This is a genomic window from Pseudomonas sp. GLN_2, from assembly GCF_043106005.1.
In the GTDB taxonomy this organism is placed as follows: domain Bacteria; phylum Pseudomonadota; class Gammaproteobacteria; order Pseudomonadales; family Pseudomonadaceae; genus Aquipseudomonas; species Aquipseudomonas alloputida.
On record NZ_JBICMC010000105.1, the window covers coordinates 69,299 to 93,051 of the forward strand.

The 23,753-nt window shown below is 65.0% G+C and carries 13 protein-coding genes; 10 read left to right on the top strand and 3 right to left on the bottom strand.

All coding sequences use genetic code 11. The features are described 5' to 3' along the window. Positions 1 to 176 precede the first annotated feature (176 nt). Genes dsbD through dsbG form a run of 3 tightly spaced genes read left to right on the top strand, consistent with a single transcriptional unit; the run spans position 177 to position 3,488 of the window. The gene (dsbD, locus tag ACF8Q6_RS26020; protein ID WP_392489707.1) at positions 177 to 1,892 is read left to right on the top strand and encodes a protein-disulfide reductase DsbD; all 1,716 of its coding nucleotides are present in this window, start codon (positions 177 to 179) and stop codon (positions 1,890 to 1,892) included. After that, positions 1,892 to 2,728 (top strand): prolipoprotein diacylglyceryl transferase family protein, encoded by an 837-nt coding sequence (locus ACF8Q6_RS26025; protein ID WP_392489706.1) that lies wholly within the window; start codon positions 1,892 to 1,894, stop codon positions 2,726 to 2,728. The genes dsbD and ACF8Q6_RS26025 overlap by 1 nt, the downstream gene beginning before the upstream one ends. Position 2,729: 1 nt before the next feature. After that, complete coding sequence (gene dsbG, locus ACF8Q6_RS26030) at positions 2,730 to 3,488, top strand: thiol:disulfide interchange protein DsbG (RefSeq protein WP_392489705.1); 759 nt, start codon at positions 2,730 to 2,732, stop codon at positions 3,486 to 3,488. Positions 3,489 to 3,802: 314 nt separating this feature from the next. Here the strand turns inward: dsbG and ACF8Q6_RS26035 are convergent, their stop codons facing one another. After that, on the bottom strand, positions 3,803 to 16,756 hold the full coding sequence (locus tag ACF8Q6_RS26035) for a non-ribosomal peptide synthetase (protein WP_392489704.1): 12,954 nt from the start codon (positions 16,754 to 16,756) through the stop codon (positions 3,803 to 3,805). A 308-nt stretch (positions 16,757 to 17,064) separates the two neighbouring features. On the opposite strand from ACF8Q6_RS26035, the gene ACF8Q6_RS26040 reads away from it, so the two are divergent. Beyond that, the gene (locus ACF8Q6_RS26040; RefSeq protein WP_003254275.1) at positions 17,065 to 17,595 is read left to right on the top strand and encodes an RNA polymerase factor sigma-70; all 531 of its coding nucleotides are present in this window, start codon (positions 17,065 to 17,067) and stop codon (positions 17,593 to 17,595) included. Positions 17,596 to 17,635: 40 nt separating this feature from the next. Here the strand turns inward: ACF8Q6_RS26040 and ACF8Q6_RS26045 are convergent, their stop codons facing one another. Beyond that, positions 17,636 to 18,436 carry an ABC transporter substrate-binding protein gene (locus ACF8Q6_RS26045; protein ID WP_161775053.1) on the bottom strand — a complete coding sequence of 267 codons (801 nt, stop codon included), beginning with the start codon at positions 18,434 to 18,436 and terminating at the stop codon, positions 17,636 to 17,638. Between the two features lie 171 nt (positions 18,437 to 18,607). On the opposite strand from ACF8Q6_RS26045, the gene ACF8Q6_RS26050 reads away from it, so the two are divergent. Both ACF8Q6_RS26050 and ACF8Q6_RS26055 read left to right on the top strand, forming a co-directional pair. Further along, positions 18,608 to 19,159: an exonuclease domain-containing protein gene (locus ACF8Q6_RS26050; protein ID WP_003254277.1), complete on the top strand. Its 552-nt coding sequence runs from the start codon at positions 18,608 to 18,610 to the stop codon at positions 19,157 to 19,159. Positions 19,160 to 19,233: 74 nt separating this feature from the next. Next, on the top strand, positions 19,234 to 19,518 hold the full coding sequence (locus ACF8Q6_RS26055; RefSeq protein ID WP_003254278.1) for a pyrimidine/purine nucleoside phosphorylase: 285 nt from the start codon (positions 19,234 to 19,236) through the stop codon (positions 19,516 to 19,518). Positions 19,519 to 19,631: 113 nt separating this feature from the next. Here ACF8Q6_RS26055 and ACF8Q6_RS26060 read toward each other — a convergent pair whose 3' ends face one another. After that, positions 19,632 to 20,324 (bottom strand): alpha/beta family hydrolase, encoded by a 693-nt coding sequence (locus tag ACF8Q6_RS26060; protein WP_010955001.1) that lies wholly within the window; start codon positions 20,322 to 20,324, stop codon positions 19,632 to 19,634. Positions 20,325 to 20,374: 50 nt separating this feature from the next. Here ACF8Q6_RS26060 and ccoN point away from each other — a divergent pair, with 50 nt between their 5' ends. From ccoN to ccoP, 4 genes are read left to right on the top strand one after another with little or no spacing between them, the layout of a single operon-like run. Further along, entirely contained in the window at positions 20,375 to 21,799 is a 1,425-nt protein-coding gene (gene ccoN, locus ACF8Q6_RS26065) for a cytochrome-c oxidase, cbb3-type subunit I (protein WP_003254280.1), read from the top strand. Between the two features lie 13 nt (positions 21,800 to 21,812). Continuing rightward, a complete protein-coding gene (gene ccoO, locus ACF8Q6_RS26070; protein WP_392490606.1) occupies positions 21,813 to 22,421 on the top strand; it encodes a cytochrome-c oxidase, cbb3-type subunit II in 609 nt (202 codons plus the stop codon). Positions 22,422 to 22,426: 5 nt separating this feature from the next. Next, entirely contained in the window at positions 22,427 to 22,621 is a 195-nt protein-coding gene (locus tag ACF8Q6_RS26075) for a cbb3-type cytochrome oxidase subunit 3 (RefSeq protein ID WP_392490608.1), read from the top strand. Continuing rightward, a complete protein-coding gene (gene ccoP / locus ACF8Q6_RS26080) occupies positions 22,618 to 23,559 on the top strand; it encodes a cytochrome-c oxidase, cbb3-type subunit III (protein WP_392499712.1) in 942 nt (313 codons plus the stop codon). Before ACF8Q6_RS26075 ends, ccoP begins: the two co-directional genes overlap by 4 nt. Positions 23,560 to 23,753: the final 194 nt, after the last annotated feature.

Below are 23,753 nucleotides of genomic sequence, written 5' to 3' on the forward strand. Positions count from 1 at the left end.
TTCAGCGCCTGTGAGATCGAGCGCCGCCCCCTCGAAAATCCAACAACGAAGACCCTGCAAATCCAGAACCAAACTCTTACTGCTCCTGACCACCCCAACCCCAACACCCGCGTTAACCTTCATTTAATCAACCCCAGCCAGCATGGCCCCATTCCCAGATCTGCCAAGGCGAAGACATGCGCGTTCTCCTGCTCTTCCTCACACTCCTACTGGCCGGCCCGTTGCAAGCCAACCCGTTCGATGTGAAACCAGACTTCCTGCCGGTTGACCAAGCCTTCGTGCTCACCCACGACCGCCAGGCCGACGGCCAGATGCGCCTGTACTTCCAGATCAAGCCGGGCTACTACCTGTACCAGAAGCGCCTGAAGTTCGATGGCCTGCCCACCGAGCAACACCCGCAACTGCCACCGGCACTCAACCATCACGACGAGTTCTTCGGCGACAGCGCGGTGTACCGCGACCAGCTTGATCTGCTATTGCCTGCCAACGCCCAGGGTCAGTTGCGCCTGGGCTGGCAGGGCTGCGCCGACGCCGGCCTGTGCTACCCGCCGCAAACCACCTTGATCGACTTGGGCGGCAGCGTAACGCCGGCCGCCGAGCAAGCCAGCGACCAGGCGCTGGCCAGCGGCCTTCAGCAAGGCCACCTGGCCTGGAGCCTGCTGGCGTTCTTCGGCCTTGGCCTGCTGCTGGCCTTCACCCCCTGCTCGCTGCCGATGCTGCCGATCCTTGCCGGGCTGGTGCTGGGCAATGGCGCCAGTGCCCGGCGCGGCTGGCTGCTGGCCGGGGTCTATGTGCTGAGCATGGCCCTGGTGTACGCCGGGCTCGGGGTGGTTGCTGCCCTGCTGGGTGCCAGCCTGCAGGCCTGGCTGCAGCAACCCTGGCTGCTGGGCAGCCTGGCGGGGCTGTTCGTGCTGCTGGCACTGCCGATGTTCGGCGCCTTCGAACTGCAACTGCCTGCCGCCCTGCGCGACCGCCTGGACCGCGCCGGGCAAGGTACCCGTGGCGGCAACCTGTATGGCGCGGCTTTGCTCGGGGCGTTGTCCGGCCTGTTACTCGGCCCGTGCATGACTGCGCCGTTGGCCGGTGCGCTGCTGTACATCGCGCAGAGCGGCGACGTGCTGCAAGGCGCGCTGGTGCTGTTCAGCCTCGGCCTGGGCATGGGCGTGCCGCTGCTGTTGCTGGTAACCCTGGGTAACCGTTATCTGCCGCGCCCGGGTGCGTGGATGAACAGGGTCAAGGGTGTGTTCGGTTTCGTGTTCCTGGCCATGGCGCTGTACACCGTGCGCAGCCTGCTGCCTGCGACCTTGCTGCTGGCACTGAGCGGCGCCTGGCTGATCGCCCTGGCCTGGGCTGCCTGGCCGGCCCTGCAGCGGCTGCCGGCATTGCGTGCAGTGCCGTTGCTCGGCGCGCTGTGGGGTGGCTTGTTGCTGGTCGGTGCGGCAGCAGGCGGCGACGACCTCTGGCAGCCACTACGCCCGTTCGCCGGTGGCGTCGCCGCGACAGCCCCAAGCCAACACGCCGAAGACCGCTTCGTCACCGTCAGCCGCCCCGAAGACCTGCAACGTGAGCTGGATGCGGCCAAAGCCCGCGGCCAGTGGGTGATGCTCGACTACTATGCCGACTGGTGCGTGTCGTGCAAAGTCATGGAAAAACAGGTGTTCGCACGCAGCGACGTACAGGCCGGCCTGGCCGGCGTGCACCTGCTGCGCCTGGACGTGACGGCCGACAGCCCGGCCAGCAAGGCCCTGCTGCAGCGCTACCAGGTACCCGGCCCCCCCAGCATCATCTGGATCGGCCCGGAAGGCGAAGAACGCCGCGCGCGGCGCATCACCGGCGAGGTGGACGCAGCAGCGTTCCAGCAACACTGGGGCCAGACCAGGAGCCAAGGCTGATGCTGACCGTAACACTCGGGCCACTGACCATGGCCCTCAACCACCTGCTGATGCTCACCGCCCTGGTGATCGCCAGCGTGGTCGGCTGGTGGGTCGCCCGACGTGGCGGCGAGAGCCCGGAATCGGCGCTGTTCAACCTGTTCCTGATCGGCCTGCTGTGTGCCCGCGCCGGCTTCGTGCTGGCCTACTGGCCGATGTATCAGGACGACCCGCTGCAGATCATCGACATTCGCGATGGCGGCTTCCTGTTCTGGTCGGGCCTTGCGGGCATCGTGCTCGGAGCCCTGTGGCAGGGCTGGCGCCACCCCGGCCTGCGCCGCCCGCTAGGCTGGGCGCTGTTCAGCGGCGCACTGTTCTGGGGCCTGGCCAGCCTGGGTGGCCACCTGTACAGCAAAGGCACCGAGCTGCCCGAACTGAGCCTGCGCAACGCAGGCGGCCAGGCCGTGGCATTGCACAGCTACCGCGGCAAGCCGCTGGTCATAAACATCTGGGCCACCTGGTGCCCACCGTGTCGGCGTGAGATGCCCGTGCTGCAACAGGCACAAAGCGATTACCCGCACGTGACCTTCCTGTTCGTGAACCAGGGCGAGACCCCGGAAAACGTCAGCACCTTCCTCGCCACCACCGGCCTGAGCCTGACCCACGTGCTGTTCGACGGCACCGGCCTGCTGGCCCAGCGCGTCGGCTCCATGGCCTTGCCCACCACCCTGTTCTACGACGCCAACGGGCGGCTGGTTGGCAGCCACCTGGGCGAGCTGTCCCGGGCCAGCCTGCGCCACGCCCTGGAACCTTTCGACCGGGCCCTTGCGCCCGCCCCTGCCGCACAAGGAAACTGACATGCGATTGACTGCACTGCTGCCCCTGTCCCTGACCCTGCTGGCCGCCCCTGCCCTGCAAGCCGAAGAACTGCCCAAGGCGGTTCAGCAACTGCAAGCCAAGGGCGCCGTGATCAAGGGCAGCTTCGATGCGCCCAACGGCCTGCGCGGTTATGCCGCCGAGTACCAGAACAACGCCCTGGCCCTGTACCTGACCGCCGACGGCAAGCACGTGCTGGTCGGCAGCCTGTTCGACGAACAGGGCAAGGACCTGAGCGCCGAGCCGCTGCAAAAATTGGTATACGCGCCGATGAGCAAGGAAATCTGGGCGAAAATGGAAAAGACCACGTGGATCGCCGACGGCAAGGCCGATGCGCCGCGCAAGGTGTACCTGTTCAGCGACCCGAACTGTCCGTACTGCAACATGTTCTGGGAACAGGCGCGGCCGTGGGTAGAGTCGGGCAAGGTGCAGTTGCGCCATATCATGGTCGGCATCATCCGTGAGGACAGCCCGGGCAAGTCGGCGGCGCTGCTGGCGGCGAAAGACCCGGCCAAGGCACTGCAACAGCACGAGAAGGCCGGCAAGGCCAGCACCCTGAAGGCGCTGGAACAGGTGCCAGAGGCTGTGCAACAGAAGCTGGCGGCGAACATGGCGTTGATGGAAGAGATGGGGTTGCAGGCGACCCCAGCCATTTTCTACCAGGATGAGCAAGGCAACCTGCAAAGCCAGCAAGGGGCACCACGGCCGGAGATGCTTGGGAAGATTCTGGGCAAGCGCTAGTGCATGTGGTGGGGCACAGATCGAGCACCACGAAGCAGGTGACGCGGGGCATGGCACCGGCTACGCCGGTGTTCGCGGGTGAACCCGCTCCTACGGGGCTCGCGCTAACGGCTGGATTTTGCGCCAGGCATGTGATCGCAAGGCCTGCGCGGTCGGGCGTAGGAGCGGGTTTACCCGCGAAAGGGCCGGACCTACTGGCCAATTTCCACCAGCCGTTCACCGTTGCCGCCGCCACTGTATTCGCGGGTAAACCCGCTCCTACGCTGATCGGGAGTGGTTGGCCATTGAGAGGGGGCGCCAAGCGCCCCTGCCCATCACAGCCCCTCCAGTTCAGCCATCAGGTCACTGAGCCGGTCGACCTTGTCATCATCCAGCGCACTGCCCTGCAGCCCCTGCACATACTCGGCCAACGCCTCCACCGTGCTGCACTCGAACATCGCCCGCAGCGGCACGTTCAGCTGTAGCTGCTTCTGCACCCGCGAAGCGATCTGCGTGGCCAGCAGCGAATGCCCGCCCAGCTCGAAGAAGTTGTCGTGCACCCCCACCCGCTCGGCTTTGAGCACATCGGCCCAAATACCCGCCAACACGTCCTCCAATTCGTTGCGTGGCGCCAGATAGGCCTGACTGTACTGACCGCCGATGTCGATGGCTGGCAGGGCCTTGCGGTCGAGCTTGCCGTTGGCGTTGTGCGGCAAGCTGTCGAACCAGCCCCAGTGCAAGGGCACCATGTACTCCGGCAACTCGGCACGCAGTCGTTGCTTGACCTGCTCCAGCAACGCGGCATCGGCACTGACGCCCTGGTGCGCCACCAGGTAGCCAACCAGATGCTTGCCGTTCACGCCGTCCTGCACCGCCACAGCGGCATCGCGAATTTCCGCCTGCTCATGCAGCCGGGCCTCGATTTCGCCCAGCTCGATGCGATAGCCGCGAATCTTCACCTGGTGGTCGATGCGCCCGACGTACTCCAGCACACCGTCCAGGCGCTGCCGTGCGAGGTCACCGGTACGGTACAGGCGCTCTCCCGGTGCCCCGTAAGGGTGAGGAATGAACGCCAGTGCCGTGCGCACCGGGTCACCGACGTAGCCACGGCCTACACCCGTACCCGCCACGCACAGTTCGCCCACCGCCCCCAGCGGCACCAGCGCCTGGTCCTCGCCGAACAAGTACAGCCGGTTGTTATCGGTGGGCGTGCCGATTGGCAGGTAGCTGCCTTGGGTCGAGGCGGCATCGACGCGGAAGAACGCCACGTCATCCGAGCACTCCGCCGGCCCATAGGCATTGACCAGGCCGATTTGCGGGTAGCGCTGCAGCCACTGCGCCGCCAGTTCCGGTGGCATGGCCTCGCCGGTCGGCAGCATCCAGCGCAGGCCGTCGAGGGCCTGGTGGTCGCTGGCCAGCATGCCCTGGATCAGGGACGGCACGCTCTCCAGCACGGTGATGCCGGTGGCCTGCACGTGCGCCAGCAGGCCTTGCGGGTCGTGGGCGATGGCGTTAGGCACGATCTCAACCTTGGCGCCGAACAGCGGCGCAGCCAGGAACTGCCAGACCGAGATGTCGAAGCTTTGCGAGGCGGTCTGGGCAATCACGTCCTGCTCGCTCAGCGCCAGGTAAGGCACCTTGCTGAGCTGGTTGTTGAGCATGCCGCGCTGCTCGACCATCACCCCTTTTGGCAGGCCGGTCGAGCCTGAGGTGTAGATCACGTAGGCGAGGTTGTCCGGGCCACTGTGGACACCCGGGTTGTGGCTTGCGATCGGGTTGGCCTGGACGTCTTCCCAGACCAGCAGTTGCGGCCGCAGCGCAGCCTCCAGCTCACCGAGCAACTGCCGCCCCTGCTCGGCGCAGGCCGCGCTGCACACCAGCACTGGCGTGCGGCTGAGCTGGATGATGCTTTGCAGGCGCGCCGCCGGCAGGCCCGGGTCCAGCGGCAGGTAGCCGGCGCCGGCCTTGAAGCTGCCGACAATCATGCCCAGCAGCGGCAACCCACGCTCGGCAAGCAGTGCCACTGGCTGGTCCACGCAGACGCCGGCAGCTACCAGCGCATGGCCCAGGCGGTTGGCCGCCAGGTTCAGCCTGGCGTAGTCATAGGATGCCTCCAGGCAGCGGGCCACGGTACGCTGTGGATGCGCCACGACCTGCGCTTCGAACTGCGCGATGTAGCTCTGTTCCAGCGGATAAACCCGCTCGGTCCGGTTGCAGTCCTCCAGCAGGAAGCCTTGCTCCTGGGCGCTCAGCAGCGCTAGCTCGCTCACCTCCCCTTCAAAACCTTGTACCAGCGCCAGCAGCAGGCGCTTGAACTCGGCCAGCAGGCGCTCGACGGTCGGGTAATCGAAGTAACGCTGGTCAAACGACAGGTGCAGGCCCAGGTCATCACCCGGGTAACACACCGCCGTCAGCGGGAAGTTGGTGTGGGTACGGCCCGAGTCGGAGCTGGCGTTCAGGTGCTGGGCGTGATCGAGCACGGCGGTTTCAACCGGCGCATTCTCGAACACGAACAGGCTGTCGAACAGCGGCTGGCCCTTGGGCAGCTCGCTGCACGCCTGGATCGCCACCAGCGGCAGGTATTCGTACTCGCGCAGCTCCATGTTGCTTTGCAGCAGGCCTTGCAGCCACTGGCGCACACTGCAGCGCTCACCCGCCGCGGGCAACTGCACGCGCAGGGCCACGCTGTTGATGAACAGGCCAACGGTGCGCTGCATCTGCGGCATGCTCACCGGGCGCCCGGCCACGGTCACGCCAAAGGCCACATCGCGGTCGCCGCTGTAACGCGCCAACACCAAGGCCCAGGCCGCCTGGGCGAAGGTGTTGACGGTGAGCTGATGGGCCTGGGCCAGTTCGCGCAGACGCACACCATCACTCACCTCCAGGCGGGTGTAGCAGTCGCCGACGACCATGCCGCTACCGGCGTGGTCATGGCGCAGCGGGCGGTCGCTCGGGATGGCTGTGGCACGTTCGAAGCCGGCCAGGTTGGCCTGCCACCAGGCGCGTGCGTCGTCCAGGCCCTGGCGTTGCAGCCAACCGATGTAATCGCGGTAACGCGGTGGCACCGGCAGTTGGGCCTGACGGCCTTCGCCAAGGGCCTGGTAGACCTCGAAGAAATCGTTCATCAACAGCGAGCGGCACCAGGCATCGATAAGGATGTGGTGGTTGCTCATCATGAACCAGTAGCGTTCATCGGCCACGCGCACCAGGCGCAGGTGGAACGGTGCCTCGCTGAGCAAGGCAAAGCCGGCCTCGCGCTCCTGCTTGTGCAGGGCCTGCAGGCGCTGCTCCTGGGCATCGTCGGCCAGGCCGCGCCAGTCCTGGTAGTCCACCGCCAGGTTGCCCGGCTTGTGGATGATCTGCAGCATCGCCTCGCCGCTGTTCCAGCTGAACGAGGCGCGCAACGCTTCGTGGCGCGCCACCACGGCCTGCCAGGCCTGGGCGAAACGCTCGGGGTCGAGGGCGCTGTTGATGCGGTAGCGGTCCTGCATGTAGTACAGGCCAGTGCCCGGCTCCAGCAGGGTGTGCAGCAGCATGCCTTCCTGCATCGGCGTCAGCGGGTAAACGTCCTCGATCTGCGCGGCCGGGACCGGCAATGCGTCGATCTGCTCCTGAGTCATGTGCGCCAGCGGGAAGTCCGATGGGGTGAAGCTGCCATTGCCATCGGCCAGGCAATGCGCGACCAGCGCCAGCAGCTCCTGACGATAGCCCTCAGCCAGACGCGCGATGGTCTGCTGGTCGTAGCGCTCGGCGCTGAAGGTCCAGCGCAGTTGCAGAGCACCGCCATACACCTGGCCATCGACGCTCAACCAGTTGGGCAACGGCGCATCGAGATCATGCGCCAACCCGGCCGGGGCTTCCAGGGGCTGGAACAAGGCCGCACTGTCGAACTGCTGGTCGAACTGGCCCAGGTAGTTGAAGGTGATGCGCGCCTGCGGCAAAGCCGCCATCTGCTCGCGCCCGGCGGCATCCGCCAGGTAGCGCAGTACGCCGTAGCCCAGGCCCTTGTGCGGTACATGGCGCAGTTGTTCCTTGATGCGCTTGATCGAACCGGCCCGCGCCGCGTCGTCTTCACCTGGCAGCGGACGCAGGCTCAGTGGGTAGGCATTGGTGAACCAGCCGACGCTGCGGGTCAGGTCCATGTCTTCGAACAACCCGTCACGGCCATGGCCTTCGAGCTGCACCAGCACTTCTTCATCGCCGCTCCAGCGGCACAAGGCCCGCGCCAGTGCAGTCAACAGCAGGTCGTTGACCTGGGTGTGGTAAGCCGCCGGGGCCAGTTGCAACAGCTGCCGGGTTTGCTCCACGTCCAGGCCGATGGCCAGGGTTTGAGCGTGGCGATGCAAATTGCCGCCCTGCGGATGGTCGCACGGCAATTCGCGACGCACACCGCCCAGCTGGCCTTGCCACCAGGCCAGTTCGTCACGCAGCGAATCGCTGCCGGCGTAGCTGGCCAGGCGCGCGGCCCAGTCGCCGACGGCGTGGGTCTTGGCCGGCAGAGGCTGGCCACGGTACAGCGCCTGCAGGTCTTCCAGCAGCACCCGCCAGGACACACCATCGACCACCAGGTGATGGATAGCCAGCAACAACCGCTGGGTGCCCTGCCCGTCACGCACCAGCAAGGCGCGCAGGAGCGGCCCCTGTTGCAGGTCCAGGCTGCGCTGCACGTCAGTGTAGAGGGCCTGACAATCATTGAAATCGGCGACAGTGGCGCTCCACAGCAGTTGCTCGGCGCCAGGCTGCGCGTACTGCGCCTGCCTGCGGCCCTGGGCGTCGCTGAAGCGCAGGCGCAGGCTGTCATGGTGCTGCACCAGCGCAGCCAATGCCTGTTCAAGGGTGGCCTCAACCAAGGGTTGGCGCACCTCCAGCAGCACGGCCTGGTTCCAGTGTTGCGGCTGTGGCACGTCACTGTCGAAGAACCAGTGCTGAATCGGCGTCAGCCCGGCCTGGCCCTGGCGCAGGCCCTGCTCGACGGTGCTCGCGGCTTCGCTGAGCTGAACCACAGTTACCAGGGTCTGGATGGTCTGATGCTGGAACAGGTCGCGTGGAGTGAATTGCAAGCCGGCCTGCCGGGCGCGGCTGACCACCTGAATCGACAGGATCGAGTCGCCCCCCAGCTCGAAGAAGTTGTCCTGCACCCCGACCCGGGCAACGTTGAGCACCTCGCGCCAGATCTGCGCCAACTGTGCTTCCAACTCATTGCCAGGGGCCTGGTATTGCTGCCGCGCCTGCTCAAGGTCCGGCAGCGGCAGCGCACGGCGGTCGAGCTTGCCGTTGCCCATCAGCGGCAGGCTATCGAGCAGCACCAGGTGCGCAGGCACCATGTAGTCGGGCAGGTGCTGGCGGGCATCGGCTTTCACCGCTTCGCGCAGCAGTTGTTGCACGTCGTTACCGGCGGTGGCCTGCCTGCACACCAGATAGCCCACCAGTTGCTTGCCGCCCGGCAAGTCCAGCGCCAGCACGACGGCCTCGTCGACTTCCTCGTGCGCTTGCAGGCGGCTCTCGATTTCGCCCAGTTCGATGCGGAAGCCGCGGATCTTCACCTGCTGGTCGGCACGGCCGACATACTCCACCAGGCCATCGGTACCCAGACGTACCAGGTCGCCGGTACGGTACAGGCGCCCGCCTTCGGCACTGAACGGGTCGGCGACAAAGCGCTCGGCAGTGAGGCCTGGCCGGTCGTGGTAACCCTGGGCCAGGCCGGCACCGCCGACGTACAGTTCGCCAATACCGCCTTGCGGCAACAAGGCCAGATCCTCGTCGAGGATGTAGGCCGTACGGCTACCGATGACGCGGCCGATCGGTACGCTGCCAAGGTCTGCTGGCAAGGCCTCTGGGGCCAGGCACGCCAGCGGCATGACCACGGTTTCGGTCGGGCCGTAGGCATTGAAGCACTGCTGCGGCGCAAAGGCCTGGCGGATACGCTGCAGGTGCTCGCCGGTCAGCGCCTCGCCCCCGGTAATCACCAGGCGTACCGGCAATTGTTCGCCCCGCCCGCCCAGGTACTGCGCCAGCTGGCTGCCGTAGCTGGGGGTAAAGCCCAGAATGCTCACCTGCTGCTCGCGCACCAACTGGCAGATGTCCTCGGCGCCCCACTGCCCCTGGGCGCGCAATACCACGCGCGCACCACACAACAGCGGCACCCACAGGCGCTCGCTGGCAGCGTCGAAATTGATCGAATAGAAATGCAGCTCGCAGTCATCGCTGCGCATGCCGAATGCAGCGATCACCGCCTGGCAATGCATGGCGAACTCGCCATGGCTGACCAACACGCCCTTGGGTTTGCCGGTGGAGCCTGAGGTGTAGATCAGGTAAGCCTGGTGCTGCGGCAGGCTGAGGTTGTCCAGCGGCGCATCGCTGTAGGCCGCCAGGCTGGCGGCATCGTCTTCCAGGCTCCAGCTGGCCACGCCTTCAGGCAGCTCGCCCAGGGTGTGCAGCAGCGCACGCTGGCTGAGCAGCAAGCCGATGCGGCTGTCTTCGATCATGTAGCGCAGGCGGTCGAGCGGGTACTCGGGGTCGAGCGGTACATAGGCGCCGCCGGCCTTGAGGATGGCCAGCAGGCCGACGACCATTTCCAGCGAGCGCTCCAGCGCCAGGCCCACCCGCACCTGCGGGCCGACACCTCGTTCGCGCAGGGCACGCGCCAGGCGGTTGGCCTGCTGGTCGAGCTCGGCGTAGGTCAAGTGCTGGCCGGCGAAGGTCAACGCGCCCGCCTGTGGCGTGCGCGCGGCCTGGGCGGCGAACAGACCGTGGAGGGTCTGGCCAAGGTCGAAATCGTGTTCGCCCTGCAATTGGCCTGTAAGCACTTGTTGCTCGGCACTGCTCAGCATCGGCAGTTCGCACAGGCGGTGGTGCGGGTTGTCGAGCAAACCGACCAGCAGTTGTTGCCAGTGCTCGGCCATGCGCGCGATGCGCGGCGCGTCGAACAGGTCGCGACTGTAGGTCAGGCAGCAGCCCAGCCGGCCGTCCAGGTCGGTCACCTCCAGGTACAGGTCGAACTTGGTGGCGCTGGCATCGTTGACCAGGTAGTCCACCTGCATGCCGGCCAGCGTGCGGCTTTGCTGGAAGGCCCAGCGCTGCACGTTGCACATCACCTGGAACAACGGGTTGTAGGCACTGCTGCGCGGTGGCTGCAGGGCCTCTACCAGTTGGTCGAACGGCAGGTCCTGGTGCGATTGGCCTTCGATGGCAACCTGACGCAGCTGCTCCAGCAGTTCACTGGCGGTCATCTGCCCGTCCAGCTCGCAACGCAGCACCTGGGTGTTGAGGAAGGCACCGATCAGGCCTTCGCTTTCCGGGCGGATGCGGTTGGCCACCGGCGCGCCGATGCGCAGGTCGCGCTGGCCACTGTAACGGTGCAGCAAGGCGGCCAGGGTGGCGGTCATGGTCATGAACAGGGTCAGGCCGCGCTGGCTATTGAAAGCATGCACGCGGGCCACCAGTGCCGGATCGAGTTCGAAGCGGTACAGCGCGCCACGGTGGCTCTGGACTGCCGGACGCGGGCGGTCAGCAGGCAACGCCAGCACCGGGTGCTCGTCGCCCAGGCGGTGCTTCCAGTAGGCCAGTTGACGAGCGCCCTCGCCGCTTTCCAGCCATTGCCGTTGCCACACGCTGTAGTCCAGGTACTGCACCGGCAGCGGCGCCAGTGGCGATTCGCGGTCATCGACAAAGGCTTCGTACAGCTCGCCCAGCTCGCGGGCGAAGATGTCCATGGCCCAGCCTTCGGTGACGATGTGGTGCAGCGTCAGCACGAAGAAGTGCTCGCGCTCGTTTGCCTTGACCAGGCAGGCGCGCAGCAGCGGACCCCGCTCCAGGTCGAAGGGCTGGTGCGCCTCGTCGTCGGCCAGTTGTTGCAAACGTTGCTGGCAGGCATCGTCTGACAAAGCGCTGAAGTCTTGCCAGTCCAGATGCAGGCCGCTGTCTTCGGCCACGCACTGGTACGGCACGCCGTCGATGCTGGGGAACGTGGTGCGCAAGGTTTCGTGGCGCACGACCAGCGCCTGCAGCGCACGCTCGAAGGCGTCCACATGCAGGGTGCCGCGCAGGCGTGCCATGCCGCCGACGTTGTACGCCGGGCTGTCCGGCTCCATCTGCCAGAGGAACCACATTCGCTGCTGCGAGTACGACAGCGGCACCGCCTGACGGCGGTCGACACGGGCGATTGCACCTTGCAGATTGCGCTCGCCGGCCGCGCGCAGGCGGGCGATCTCGGCACAGAAGGCGCCCAGCTCGCTGGCTTCGAACAGGGCCTTGAGCGGCAGCTCGACATCGCAGGCCTGGCGGGTGCGCGAAACGATCTGAGTCGCCAGCAACGAGTGGCCACCGAGGGCGAAGAAGTCGTCCTGCAGGCCAATGCGTGGCAGATTCAACACGTCGCGCCAGATGGCCGCGACCTGTTGTTGCAGCTCGGTTCGTGGCTCGACATGCTCACGCTGCTGCCACACTGGGGCAGGCAGTGCCTTGCGGTCGACCTTGCCGCTGGGGCCCAGTGGCATCTGTGCCAAGGGGATGAGTTGCGCCGGCACCATGTAGGCTGGCAATTGCTCAGCCAGCACGGCCAGCACCTCGGCAGGCTGGGCGCTGCCACTGTAATAGCCGACCAGTTGCGCGCCAACGGCATCCTTGTGTATCAGCACCAGCGCCTGTTCCACACCCGCCTGTGCCAGCAGGCAGGCCTGCACTTCCTCGGGCTCGACGCGGAAACCACGCACCTTGACCTGCTGGTCGAGGCGGCCAAGGTATTCCAGTGCCTCCAGCTGAACCTGCCAGCGGGCGCGATCGCCACTGCGGTACAGACGCTGACCATTGCCGTCGGCCTGGGGTACGAAGCGCTCGGCAGTGAGGCCGGGGCGGCCCAGGTAACCACGGGCCAGGCCCGCGCCACCGAGGTACAGTTCGCCCGGCACACCGGGGGCGCTCAGTTCCAGCTCATCATCCAGCACGCGGCACAGCACATTGCCCAGCGGGCGGCCGATGGGCGAGCGCTCACCGTCCGCCACCTGGCAGTGCCAGTGGGTGACGTTGATGGCGGTTTCGGTCGGGCCGTACCGGTTGTGCAGCTGCACCTGCGGCAGCACCTGCAGCACGCGGTCACGCAGCGTGGCGGACAACGCTTCACCACCCGAGAACACCCGGCGCAAGCTACTGCAGGCACCTGCCTGCGGCTCCTGGACGAACACCTGCAACAGCGGCGGTACAAAATGCAGCGTAGTCACCCCATAAGCCTGCACCAGGGCAGCGATACGCTGTGGGTCGCGGTGTTCACCGGGGCCGGCGAGCACCAGCTTGCAGCCGGTGACCAACGGCCAGAAGCATTCCCACACCGAGACGTCGAAACTGATCGGCGCCTTCTGCATCAGCACGTCGCTGTCATTCAGCGCATAGGTCGTCTGCATCCACTGCAGGCGCTCGGCCAGCGCCGCATGGGTATTGCCTACGCCCTTGGGCTGCCCGGTGGAGCCGGAGGTATAGATAACGTAGGCCAGGTTGTCGCCGTGCAGGTGCAGGCCGGGGGCATGGCTGGGCCAGCTGTCCAGGTGCAACTGGTCGAGGGCAATGGCGCTGACACCGTCGACCTGCGGCAGCTTGCCCAGCAGGCTGCTGTGGCTCAGTAGCAAACGGGCGTCGCAGTCGGCCAGCATGTAGGCCAGGCGTTCGGCAGGGTAATCGACATCCAGCGGCACGTAGGCACCGCCAGCCTTGAGAATGGCTAGCAGGCCGACCAGCAATTGCGGTGAGCGCTCGATGGCAATGGCCACACAGGTATCGGGGCCGACGCCTTTGTCGCGCAAGTAGTGGGCCAGGCGGTTGGCTTGCTGGTGCAGCCCGGCGTAATCCAGGCTGCCCCCGTCCCAAACCAGGGCGGTGCGTTGCGGCGTTAGGCGTGCCTGCTCATTGAGTTGTTCGACCAACAGGTGCTGCGCTGCGGCGGCCGGTGCCTGGCCCCAACCCAGCAGCTGCGCACGGCCGGGCTCATCCAGCAGTTGCACGTCGCCCAGCGCCTGCTGCGGCGCGGCACACACCTGTTCCAGCAACGCCAGCAGGTGATGGGCCAGACGTTCGACGGTGCTGGCTTCGAACAGCTCCGCGGCGTAGTCGAAGGCCAGGCTCAGGCGGCCCAGATGGTCCTCCTCACTGTGCAACTGCAAGTCGAACTTGGCTTCGCGGCTGTGCCACGCCAGCTCCTCGGCCAACAGCCCTGGCAGGCGCCGCAGGGCTGACAGGTCGCGTTGCTGGTGGTTGAACATGACCTGGAACAGGCCCTGCTCGCGCGCATCGGGCAGGGCTTCGACAAGCTGTTCGAAGGGCAGGTCCTGATTAGCCTGGGCTTGCAAGGTGGCCTGACGTACCTGGGTCAGCAACTGGGTAAACGAGTGACGGCCATCGAATTGCGCGCGCAGCACCTGCGTATTGATGAAGAAACCGACCATGCCTTGGGTTTCCAGGCGCGGGCGGTTGGCGTTGGGCACGCCGACGCGGATATCGGCCTGGCCGCTGTAGCGCTGCAGCAGCGCCTGCCAACCGGCCAGCAGGACCATGAACAGGCTGGCCTGCTGCTGGAGGGCAAGGCCCTTGAGCGCTTCGCCAAGTCTGGCTGGCACCTTGAGGCTGAAGCGCGCGGCGCTGTGTTCGCGCTGGCTGGCGCGCGGGTGGTCAGTGCACAGGTCGAGCGCCGGCAGCTCACCACCAAGGTGTGCCTTCCAGTACTGCAACTGGCGCTCGGCTTCACCGTCAGCCAGCCATTGCCGCTGCCAGCTGCCGTAGTCGGCGTAACCCAGCGGCAGCGGCGCCAGGTTGGCCTCCAGGCCTTGGCAGCGAGCGGCATACAGCTTGGCGAACTCTTCGAGCAGGATGTTCAGCGACCAGCCGTCGGCAACGATGTGGTGCAGGGTCACCCACAGCTGATGCTCTTCGTCGCCCAGGCGCACCAGGGTTACCCGCAACAGCGGCCCCTGGGTGAGGTCGAACGGCTGGCGGGCCTCGGTTTCACGCTGCGCGGCAACCTGCTCGGGCCAGTGCCCTTCAAGGTCCAGGCGGTGCAGGCTGAGCGGCTGCTGCGGCAGGATACGCTGCAGCGCCTGGCCATTCTCTTCGCTGAACACGGTACGCAGCGATTCATGGCGCGCCACCAGTGCCTCGAAGGCCACGTGCAGAGCGTTGACATCCAGCTCGCCACGCAGGTGCAAGCCGGCAGGAATGTTGTAGGCCGCTGATTGCGGTTCCAGCTGCCACAGCAGCCACAAGCGGCTTTGCGCCAGCGACTGAGGTAACGCCTGGGCGCGCGCCAGCGTGGTGATGGCCGTTGTGGCTGCAGCGCCATCGGCGATGATCTGTGCCACAGCCTTGCTGTAGTCGGCCAGTACCGGCGCCTCGAACAGGGTACTCAGGCTCAGGTCGATACCCAACTCATCGGCCAGGCGCGCTGTGGCCTGGGTGGCGGCGATGGAGTTACCGCCCAGCAACAGGAAGTGGTCGTCCGCGGCCACCGCCTCTACCTTGAGGATGTCGCGCCACACAGCGGCGATGCGTGCTTGCAGCTCATCGCCAGCGGTTGCACGGGTACCGGCTTCGCTCACCTCAGGGAAACGGGCATAGCAGTCCAGGCTGCCATCGTCCATGCGCAGGCGGCAGGCAGAGCGCTGCAACTTGCCGCTGGAGGTCTTCGGCAGCGCGCCGGGGTCCAGCAGCAGGACCACGGCCGGGGCCTGTCGGCAGGCGTCGGCGATGACCTGGCGCAGGGTCTTGATCAGGTCTTGGGGCTTGAGTGCCTTTTGCACGTTGCGGCTGATCTCCACCGCGACACCGATGCCCTCCTCGCCTTGGTGCTCGACGGCGAACACCGCCACACGGCCTTTGCGCAGCACCTGAACTTCGCGCTCGAGGGTTTTTTCCAGGTCCTGTGGGTACAGGTTCTGTCCGCGCACGATCAGCATGTCTTTCAGGCGCCCGGTAACGAACACCTCGCCCTCACGCATGAAACCCAGGTCGCCGGTACGCAGCCAGGTCTGGCCGTCCATTTCGACGAATGTTCGAGCGCTGGCTTCGGGGTTGCGCCAGTAACCCAATGCGATGCTCGGGCCGCCGGCCCAGATCTCGCCAACCTGGTTGTCATCCAGCACTTGCAGGCGTTGTGGTTCGACGATGCGTACGGCATGCCCCGGCTGTGGGTAGCCACAGCTCATCAGCACGCTGCCTTTGCCTGGCTCGGCGCGGTTGCCAGCGAAGGCTTCGGCGTCCAGCTCCAGTGCAGCGATGCCCTGACCACGACGGCTGCCGCTGACGAACAGGGTGGCTTCGGCCAGGCCATAACTGGCAAAGAAGCTCTGTGGGTCGAAGCCGCAGGCCTGGAACTTGTCGGCAAAGGTGGCCAGGCTGTCCTGGCGGATCGGCTCGGAGCCAGAATAGGCCACGCGCCAGCGGCTCAGGTCGAGCCCGGCCAGCGAAGCCTCGCTGACCCGCTCGCTGCACAGGCGATAAGCGAAGTCGGGGCCACCGCTGATGGTGCCACCGTATTCGCTGATGGCCTGCAACCAGCGCAACGGCCGGGCCAGGAAGTACCCCGGCGACATCAGCACGCAAGGCACGCCACTGAAGATTGGCTGCAGCAGGCCGCCGATCAGGCCCATGTCATGGTACAGCGGTAGCCAGCTGACGATCACATCGTCGGGGTTGAGGTCGATGCCAAAGCCTTGGCGGATCAGTTGCTCGTTGGCCACCAGGTTGCCATGGCTGACCTGCACGCCCTTGGGCAGCGCGGTGGAACCGGAGGTGTACTGCAGGAAGGCGATGTCATCGCGTTGGAGCTCGGGCGCGTGCCAGCTCGAGGCCAGCAACGGGTCCAGGCCATCCACGGCAAGCAGCTCGGGCGCGTTATCTGCCGCCAGTGCCTCCAGGCCGTTCAGGTTGTCGTGCAGTGCCGCCACGGTCAGCAGCAGGCGCGGCTCGGCATCGGCGATGATCGACAGCAAACGCGCCTGGTGATGCTGCCGCGCGGACTCCGGCGGGTAAGCCGGCACCGCGATCACGCCCGCATACAGGCAGCCAAAAAACGCCGCCACGTAATCTGGCCCGCTAGGGAACAGCAACACGGCACGGTCACCGAAGCTGGCGCGCGCCTGCAAGGCAGCGGCGATGGTGCGTGCACGCTGGTCGAGGTCCCGGTAGCTGAGCACGGCCTGCTCGCCGGGGGTATCGGCGAGAAAGCGCAGGGCAATCCTGTCCGGGGTCTGCGCGGCGCGTTGCGCCAGGGCCTGGACCAGCGAGAGCGGGAGTTCGAAGGCGTCCGTCATGGGGTGTTCCTGCCAGTGTCTGTTAGGGCGTGCCGGCTACGCCGCGAACATGGGCGGGCAGCGAGCGGCGACCGGGGATGTACACAGGGGAACGGATGGACGGGGGCAGAAATTAGCGGGGGTGAGGGTTTTGCGCTGCGTCAAGGTTGGGGACATACCTTGAGGTATGCCCCCTTGGAACAGAAACACCCAATAATAATTTAGTTTCGCATTTGACAATCATTATCATTCTGAATAGCTTGTCGCACGTCGTAGGAAGCGACCCACCCTTGGGTGCCTCCTTTCCCCTCTGTGACAAGGTGATTTCCATGGCGGAACAACTATCCACAAGTAAGTGCGATTCACCATTACTGCAGGCCTTCGTCGACAACCGCAGCATCCTGGTCAAGATTGCTGCCCGCATCACTGGCTGCCGCTCCCGCGCCGAGGATGTGGTGCAAGACGCCTTCTTCCGGCTCGGCGCTGCCCCGCAGATCACTTCGTCGTTCAAGGCGCAGCTAAGCTACCTGTTCCAGATCGTGCGTAACCTTGCGATCGACCACTACCGCAAGCAGACGATGGAGCTGAAGTACTCCGGCAGCGAGGAGGAAGGCCTGAATGTGGTTATCCAGAACGCCTCGCCCGAAGCCACCCATATCAACCTTGCCGCGCTGGACGACATTGCCGAAGCCCTGAACGAGCTGCCGCAACGTACCCGCTATGCGTTCGAGATGTACCGCCTGCATGGGGTACCGCAAAAGGACATTGCCAAGGAACTGGGGGTGTCGCCGACCTTGGTCAACTTCATGATCCGCGATGCACTGGTGCATTGCCGCAAGACCGCCAACCGGCAGGTCTGAGTCATGCTTCGAAAACATGGGCGAGGCCGTCGGGCGGGAATCAAGGCCTGCGCGTGCTGACTGTGATGCGGTAGGGCTCGAAAATCCGCGCCAGTTCACCGCTGTCACGCAGGCCACGCAGCAGTGCAGCGAACGTCTGCTCGCCAATAGGCGCCCCCGGGCGCAGCAAGGCGTAGTGGTGATAGACCTGGTCAATGCGTTGCGAAGGCACCAACTGCGCCCTGCTCGCCGGGTTACGTGCCAGGAAATCGCTGAGGTAGGAACGCGTGACCAGGGCGATATCGGCGCGGCCGGCCTGCACCATCAGCAGGTTGCTGTCATGGGAATAGGTCAGGGTCGCGTTGTATGTCTTGCGCAGGTAGTCCGGGTCAGTGTTGAAGCTGGCGAACGCATAGTGGTAGCCGTTGAACAAGGCCAGGCGTTTGCCACGCAGGTCGTCGAAGTAACGCGGATCACTGCCGTTTGCCTTGCGGGCGACGAACACTTCGGCATCTTCCAGGCCCATGTCCACGGTCTGATGGGCAATCTGCTCCCAGCCCCATTGTGGGTTCTCGAAAATGGCCATGTCGGTGCGGCCCTGCTGGAAGTCACCGAAGCGCCGCTGGATAGACGTAGGTACCAGAACGAAGTGATAGTGCTGCTGCGCCCGGTTGAGTGCATCGACCAACTGCGGCAGCAAACCGGTATCGGCACCTTGCTCGGGGCGCACTGTGTAAGGCGGGAAATGGGCTGCGCCAATCTTCACTTCAACCGCCTCGCCAGCCCATACCGGTGCCGCCAACCAGAACACGGCCAGCAGCATCAGGGTGGACAAGGCCTTGAGGCCGGGCGCTGGAGTCAAGACGGACACTCATCACGGTTTATGCCTGTATGCGCCTAAGCTAGGCGTTTTCCAGGGGCGGCACAACTACTGGCGTCTGCTCTTTGTGCCAAAGCAGGCGGCAAAATGCCATAGGATGCCGTATGCCCGTACATTGGCTACGCTCTAGCAGGATCTGCATGGGAGCCTGGTATGGGCCATTGGTTGGTGATCGACCTGGAAGCCACCACCGACGATGGTGGGTGGCCGGTCACAGAGATGGAAATCATTGAAATCGGCGCAAGCCTGGTGACCCGCGAAGGCCGCGAGGTCGACCATTTCCAGCGTTTTGTAAAGCCACGGCGGCGGCCGCAGCTGACCCCGTTCTGCCGTGAGCTGACCCACATCAGCCAGGCCGACGTGGACAACGCCGCGCCGTTTCGCGAGGTGTGGGCAAGCTTCGAGCGCTGGCTGGGGCACCACCGCGGGCAGCTTCAGGCCTGGGTCAGCTGGGGCGACTACGACCGCCAGCAATTGCACCAGGAGTGGCAGCAGCATGGCCTCGACAGCCTGCTGCGCACATTGCCGCACATCAACCTCAAGCAACGCTTTGCCAAGGCCCGCCACCTGCAGCGCCCCACCGGCCTGAACGGCGCCCTGCAACTGGCCGGCATGCACTTTTGCGGGCAACAGCACAGAGCCCTGGAAGATGCGCGCAACACGGCGCGGCTATTACCGTTGACCCTGCCCGCCCACAGCCCCTGAAAGCAGATGACGAGGCCTGTGGCCTTGGGCATACTGGCCAGCCCTTTTTCAGCACCTCTTTTCAGGAGTCGCCCATGTTCCAGGTCAACGAGTACTTCAACGGCACCGTCAAGTCGATCGCATTCTCGGGCGAAGAAGGCCCGGCCACTGTCGGCGTCATGGCTCCGGGCGAATACGAATTCGGCACTGCCAAGCGTGAGATCATGCATGTGGTATCGGGCGCGCTGACCGTGAAACTGCCGGGTAGCGACAACTGGGAAACCTTCAACGCCGGTGACAAGTTCAACGTGCCGGCTGACAGCAAGTTCCAGCTGCAGGTGAAGGTGGATACCGCTTACCTGTGCGAATACCGCGACTAAGCGCCGGCCTGTTCCGGCCTCTTCGCGGGTAAACTGATCCTACAGGGTGCTGAGCCGAACTTCGAGTTTGTGCGGTCCTTGTAGGTGCGGGTTTACCCGCGAAGAATCCAGCACTAATCCTTCAGGAAATCAGCAACACGTTCAGCCGCCGCCTGCAAATGCTGCTCATGGCTGAACCCCGAAGCCTTCAACGGCTTCAGGTCATGGTCCCCCGCCACTAGCCAGCTCACCTCGATCGCCGGCGACAACGCATACCCCGCCACCGCCTCGCGGTTACCCAGCGCATCCCGCTCGCCCTGCACGATCAACGTCGGTGTTTTCAACTCGGCCAGGTGCTCTACCCGTGGCTTCTCGGGTTTACCCACCGCGTAGAACGGATAGCCCAGGCACACCAGCGCATCCGCGCCCAATTCGTCGGCCAGCAGGCTCGCCATGCGCCCGCCCATGGACTTGCCACCCACGGCCAGCTTGCCCGCGACCAAAGGTCGCACTTGCCGGTACACCTCGCGCCAGCATTCAAGCAACACCTTCTGCGGGTTCGGCGGCCGCTTGCCACCGGTAACCCTGCGCTCGGCCATGTACGGGAACTCGAAGCGCACTACCGCTACCCCAAGCGCCGCAAGCCTTTGCGCCATTTCGTCCATGAACCCGCTGTCCATCGGCGCACCCGCGCCATGGGCCAGAATCAGGCACCCCTTGTAGTCATCCTGACCTGCAACCCGCGGAGGATCGCAGCGCAAGCCTGGGACATTTGCGACCTTCGCCCATTGATCCCCGTCAATACCGGCACTTTGCCCATTAATCATGCTTGCCTCGCTGTAAAGCCTGCCAAATAACCGTGGATGGGAACCCATACATGAACACAACCAGCAGTACCGCCTATAACTACAAGGTGGTCCGCCAATTCGCCATCATGACGGTGGTGTGGGGAATCGTCGGGATGGGGCTCGGCGTCTTCATCGCCGCCCAGCTCGCCTGGCCGTCCCTCAACTTCGACCTCCCCTGGACCAGCTTCGGCCGCCTGCGCCCCCTGCATACCAATGCGGTGATCTTCGCGTTCGGCGGCTGCGCACTGTTCGCCACCTCCTATTATTCGGTGCAACGCACCTGCCAGACTACCCTGTTCGCACCGGGCCTGGCCGCGTTCACGTTCTGGGGCTGGCAACTGGTTATCCTGCTGGCGGCCATCAGCCTGCCGCTGGGCTACACCAGCTCCAAGGAATACGCCGAACTGGAATGGCCGATCGACATTCTGATCACCATCGTCTGGGTGGGCTACGCCATCGTGTTCTTTGGCACGCTGATGAAGCGCAACACCAAACACATCTACGTCGGCAACTGGTTCTTCGGCGCCTTCATCCTGACCGTGGCGCTGCTGCACATCGTCAACAACCTGGAGCTGCCGGTCAGCCTGACCAAATCCTATTCGGTCTACGCAGGCGCCACCGATGCCATGGTGCAGTGGTGGTACGGCCATAACGCGGTGGGCTTCTTCCTGACCGCAGGCTTCCTGGGGATGATGTACTACTACGTGCCCAAGCAGGCCGAACGGCCGGTGTATTCGTATCGCTTGTCGATCGTGCACTTCTGGGCGCTGATCACCCTGTACATCTGGGCCGGCCCGCACCACCTGCACTACACCGCCCTGCCCGATTGGGCGCAGTCGCTGGGCATGGTGATGTCGCTGATCCTGCTGGCGCCAAGCTGGGGCGGCATGATCAACGGCATGATGACCCTGTCGGGCGCCTGGCACAAACTGCGCAGCGACCCGATCCTGCGCTTCCTGGTGGTGTCGCTGGCGTTCTACGGCATGTCCACCTTCGAAGGGCCAATGATGGCCATCAAGACGGTCAACGCCCTGTCGCACTACACCGACTGGACCATCGGCCACGTCCACGCCGGCGCCCTCGGCTGGGTGGCGATGATCTCGATCGGCGCGCTGTACCACACCATTCCCAAAGTGTTCGGCAAAGAACGCATGTACAGCCTCGGCCTGATCAATGCGCACTTCTGGCTGGCCACCATTGGTACCGTACTGTACATCGCCTCGATGTGGGTCAACGGCATCGCCCAGGGCCTGATGTGGCGCGCGGTCAACAGCGACGGCACGCTCACCTACTCGTTCGTGGAAACCTTGGTGGCCAGCCACCCAGGCTTCGTCGTGCGCTTCGTCGGCGGCGCGATCTTCCTCAGCGGCATGTTCCTGATGGCCTGGAACACCTGGCGCACCGTGCGTTCGCCAGCGCTTGACGTCGCCCCTGCGAACGCCCAGTTGGCTTGAGGAGAAACGCCTGATGAAACATGAAGTCATCGAGAAAAACGTCGGCCTGATGGCCCTGCTGATGGTATTTGCCGTCAGCATCGGCGGCCTGACCCAGATCGTCCCACTGTTCTTCCAGGACGTCACCAACAAACCGGTCGAAGGCATGAAGCCCTATACCGCGCTGCAACTGGAAGGCCGCGATGTCTACATCCGCGAAGGTTGCGTGGGCTGCCACTCGCAGATGATCCGCCCGTTCCGTGCCGAAACCGAGCGGTACGGCCACTACTCGGTGGCCGGTGAAAGCGTGTGGGACCACCCGTTCCTGTGGGGCTCCAAGCGCACCGGGCCGGACCTGGCCCGGGTCGGTGGCCGCTACTCGGACGACTGGCACCGTGCGCACCTGTACAACCCGCGCAACGTGGTACCGGAGTCGAAGATGCCGTCCTACCCGTGGCTGGTTGCCCAGCAGGTCGACAACAGCCACACCGACGTCAAGATGAGCACTCTGCGCACCCTGGGCGTGCCGTACACCGACGACGACATTGCCGGCGCCCGTGAAGCGGTCAAAGGCAAGACCGAGATGGACGCACTGGTCGCCTACCTGCAGGTGCTCGGCACCGCGATCAAGAACAAGAGGTGAGTGCGATGGAAATGGACATCGGCATGATCCGCGGTATGGGCACCCTGGTGGTGATGATTGCCTTTATCGGCCTCACCCTGTGGGTCTTCAACCGCCGCCGCGACCGTGATTTCGCCGAAGCGCGCCTGCTGCCCTTCGTCGACGACCGCCTGCCCCCTGCCGGGCAGGAGCCTGCTGCAAAAAGGAGTAACGGGCAATGACCACCTTCTGGAGTACGTACATCAGCGTACTGACCATCGGTAGCCTGATTGGCCTGACCTGGCTACTGCTCGCCACGCGCAAGGGCCAGAGCAACAACACCACCGACGAGACCATGGGCCACAGCTTCGACGGCATCGAGGAGTACGACAACCCGCTGCCCAAGTGGTGGTTCTGGCTGTTCGTGGGCACCTTGGCGTTCTCGGTCGGCTACCTGATCCTCTACCCGGGCCTGGGCAACTGGAAAGGCATCCTGCCGGGCTATGAAAATGGCTGGACTGGCGCCAACGAATGGCAGAAGGAAATGGACAAGGCCGATGCCAGGTTCGGTCCGATCTTCGCCAAATACGCCGCCATGCCCGTAGAAGAAGTGGCGAAGGACCCGCAGGCGCTGAAAATGGGCAGCCGCCTGTTCGCCTCCAACTGCTCGGTGTGCCACGGTTCCGACGCCAAGGGCGCCTTCGGCTTCCCCAACCTCACCGACAATGACTGGCGCTGGGGCGGCGATCCGGAAACCATCAAGACCACCATCATGAGCGGTCGCCATGGCGTGATGCCGGCCTGGGCCGAAGTGATCGGTGACCAGGGCGTGGCCGACGTCGCTGCGTTCGTGGTCAGCAAACTCGATGGCCGCACACTGCCTGAGGGCGCGAAGGCCGATGTGGAGAACGGGCAGAAGATCTTCGCAGCCAACTGCGTGGCCTGCCACGGGCCGGAAGGCAAAGGTACGCCCGCCATGGGCGCACCGAACCTGACCCACCCGCAGGCGTTCATCTACGGCTCGAGCTTTGCCCAGCTGCAGCAGACCATTCGTTATGGTCGTCAGGGGCAAATGCCGGCGCAGGCCGAGATCCAGGGCAATGACAAGGTGCACCTGCTGGCGGCTTACGTGTATAGCCTGTCGCAGGATACTGCTGCTGAATCTGTGACTGCCCAGTGAGTTCGCCGGGAGAAATTCGGCGTTTGTGAGATCGAGCGCCGCCCGCGCGGCGCATCGCGACGCAAGGCTCCCACATTTGTTTCAGGCCAATTATTCCTGTGGCGTTTGCGCGCGAACGCCTTGGCGCATGACTCGATAGCGCGTCGTACAAACAAGGCGGTCGCGCGCCCCTGACACAGGAGGGACTGGCCCGA

Coding starts and splice junctions, on each gene's coding strand:
- ccoO (WP_392490606.1), top strand. CDS start 21,813: ATGAAACATGAAGTCATCGAGAAAAACGTCGGCCTGATGGCCCTGCTG.
- ccoN (WP_003254280.1), top strand. CDS start 20,375: ATGAACACAACCAGCAGTACCGCCTATAACTACAAGGTGGTCCGCCAA.
- ACF8Q6_RS26025 (WP_392489706.1), top strand. CDS start 1,892: ATGCTGACCGTAACACTCGGGCCACTGACCATGGCCCTCAACCACCTG.
- ACF8Q6_RS26040 (WP_003254275.1), top strand. CDS start 17,065: ATGGCGGAACAACTATCCACAAGTAAGTGCGATTCACCATTACTGCAG.
- dsbG (WP_392489705.1), top strand. CDS start 2,730: ATGCGATTGACTGCACTGCTGCCCCTGTCCCTGACCCTGCTGGCCGCC.
- ccoP (WP_392499712.1), top strand. CDS start 22,618: ATGACCACCTTCTGGAGTACGTACATCAGCGTACTGACCATCGGTAGC.
- ACF8Q6_RS26075 (WP_392490608.1), top strand. CDS start 22,427: ATGGAAATGGACATCGGCATGATCCGCGGTATGGGCACCCTGGTGGTG.
- ACF8Q6_RS26060 (WP_010955001.1), bottom strand. CDS start 20,324: ATGATTAATGGGCAAAGTGCCGGTATTGACGGGGATCAATGGGCGAAG.
- ACF8Q6_RS26035 (WP_392489704.1), bottom strand. CDS start 16,756: ATGACGGACGCCTTCGAACTCCCGCTCTCGCTGGTCCAGGCCCTGGCG.
- ACF8Q6_RS26050 (WP_003254277.1), top strand. CDS start 18,608: ATGGGCCATTGGTTGGTGATCGACCTGGAAGCCACCACCGACGATGGT.
- dsbD (WP_392489707.1), top strand. CDS start 177: ATGCGCGTTCTCCTGCTCTTCCTCACACTCCTACTGGCCGGCCCGTTG.
- ACF8Q6_RS26055 (WP_003254278.1), top strand. CDS start 19,234: ATGTTCCAGGTCAACGAGTACTTCAACGGCACCGTCAAGTCGATCGCA.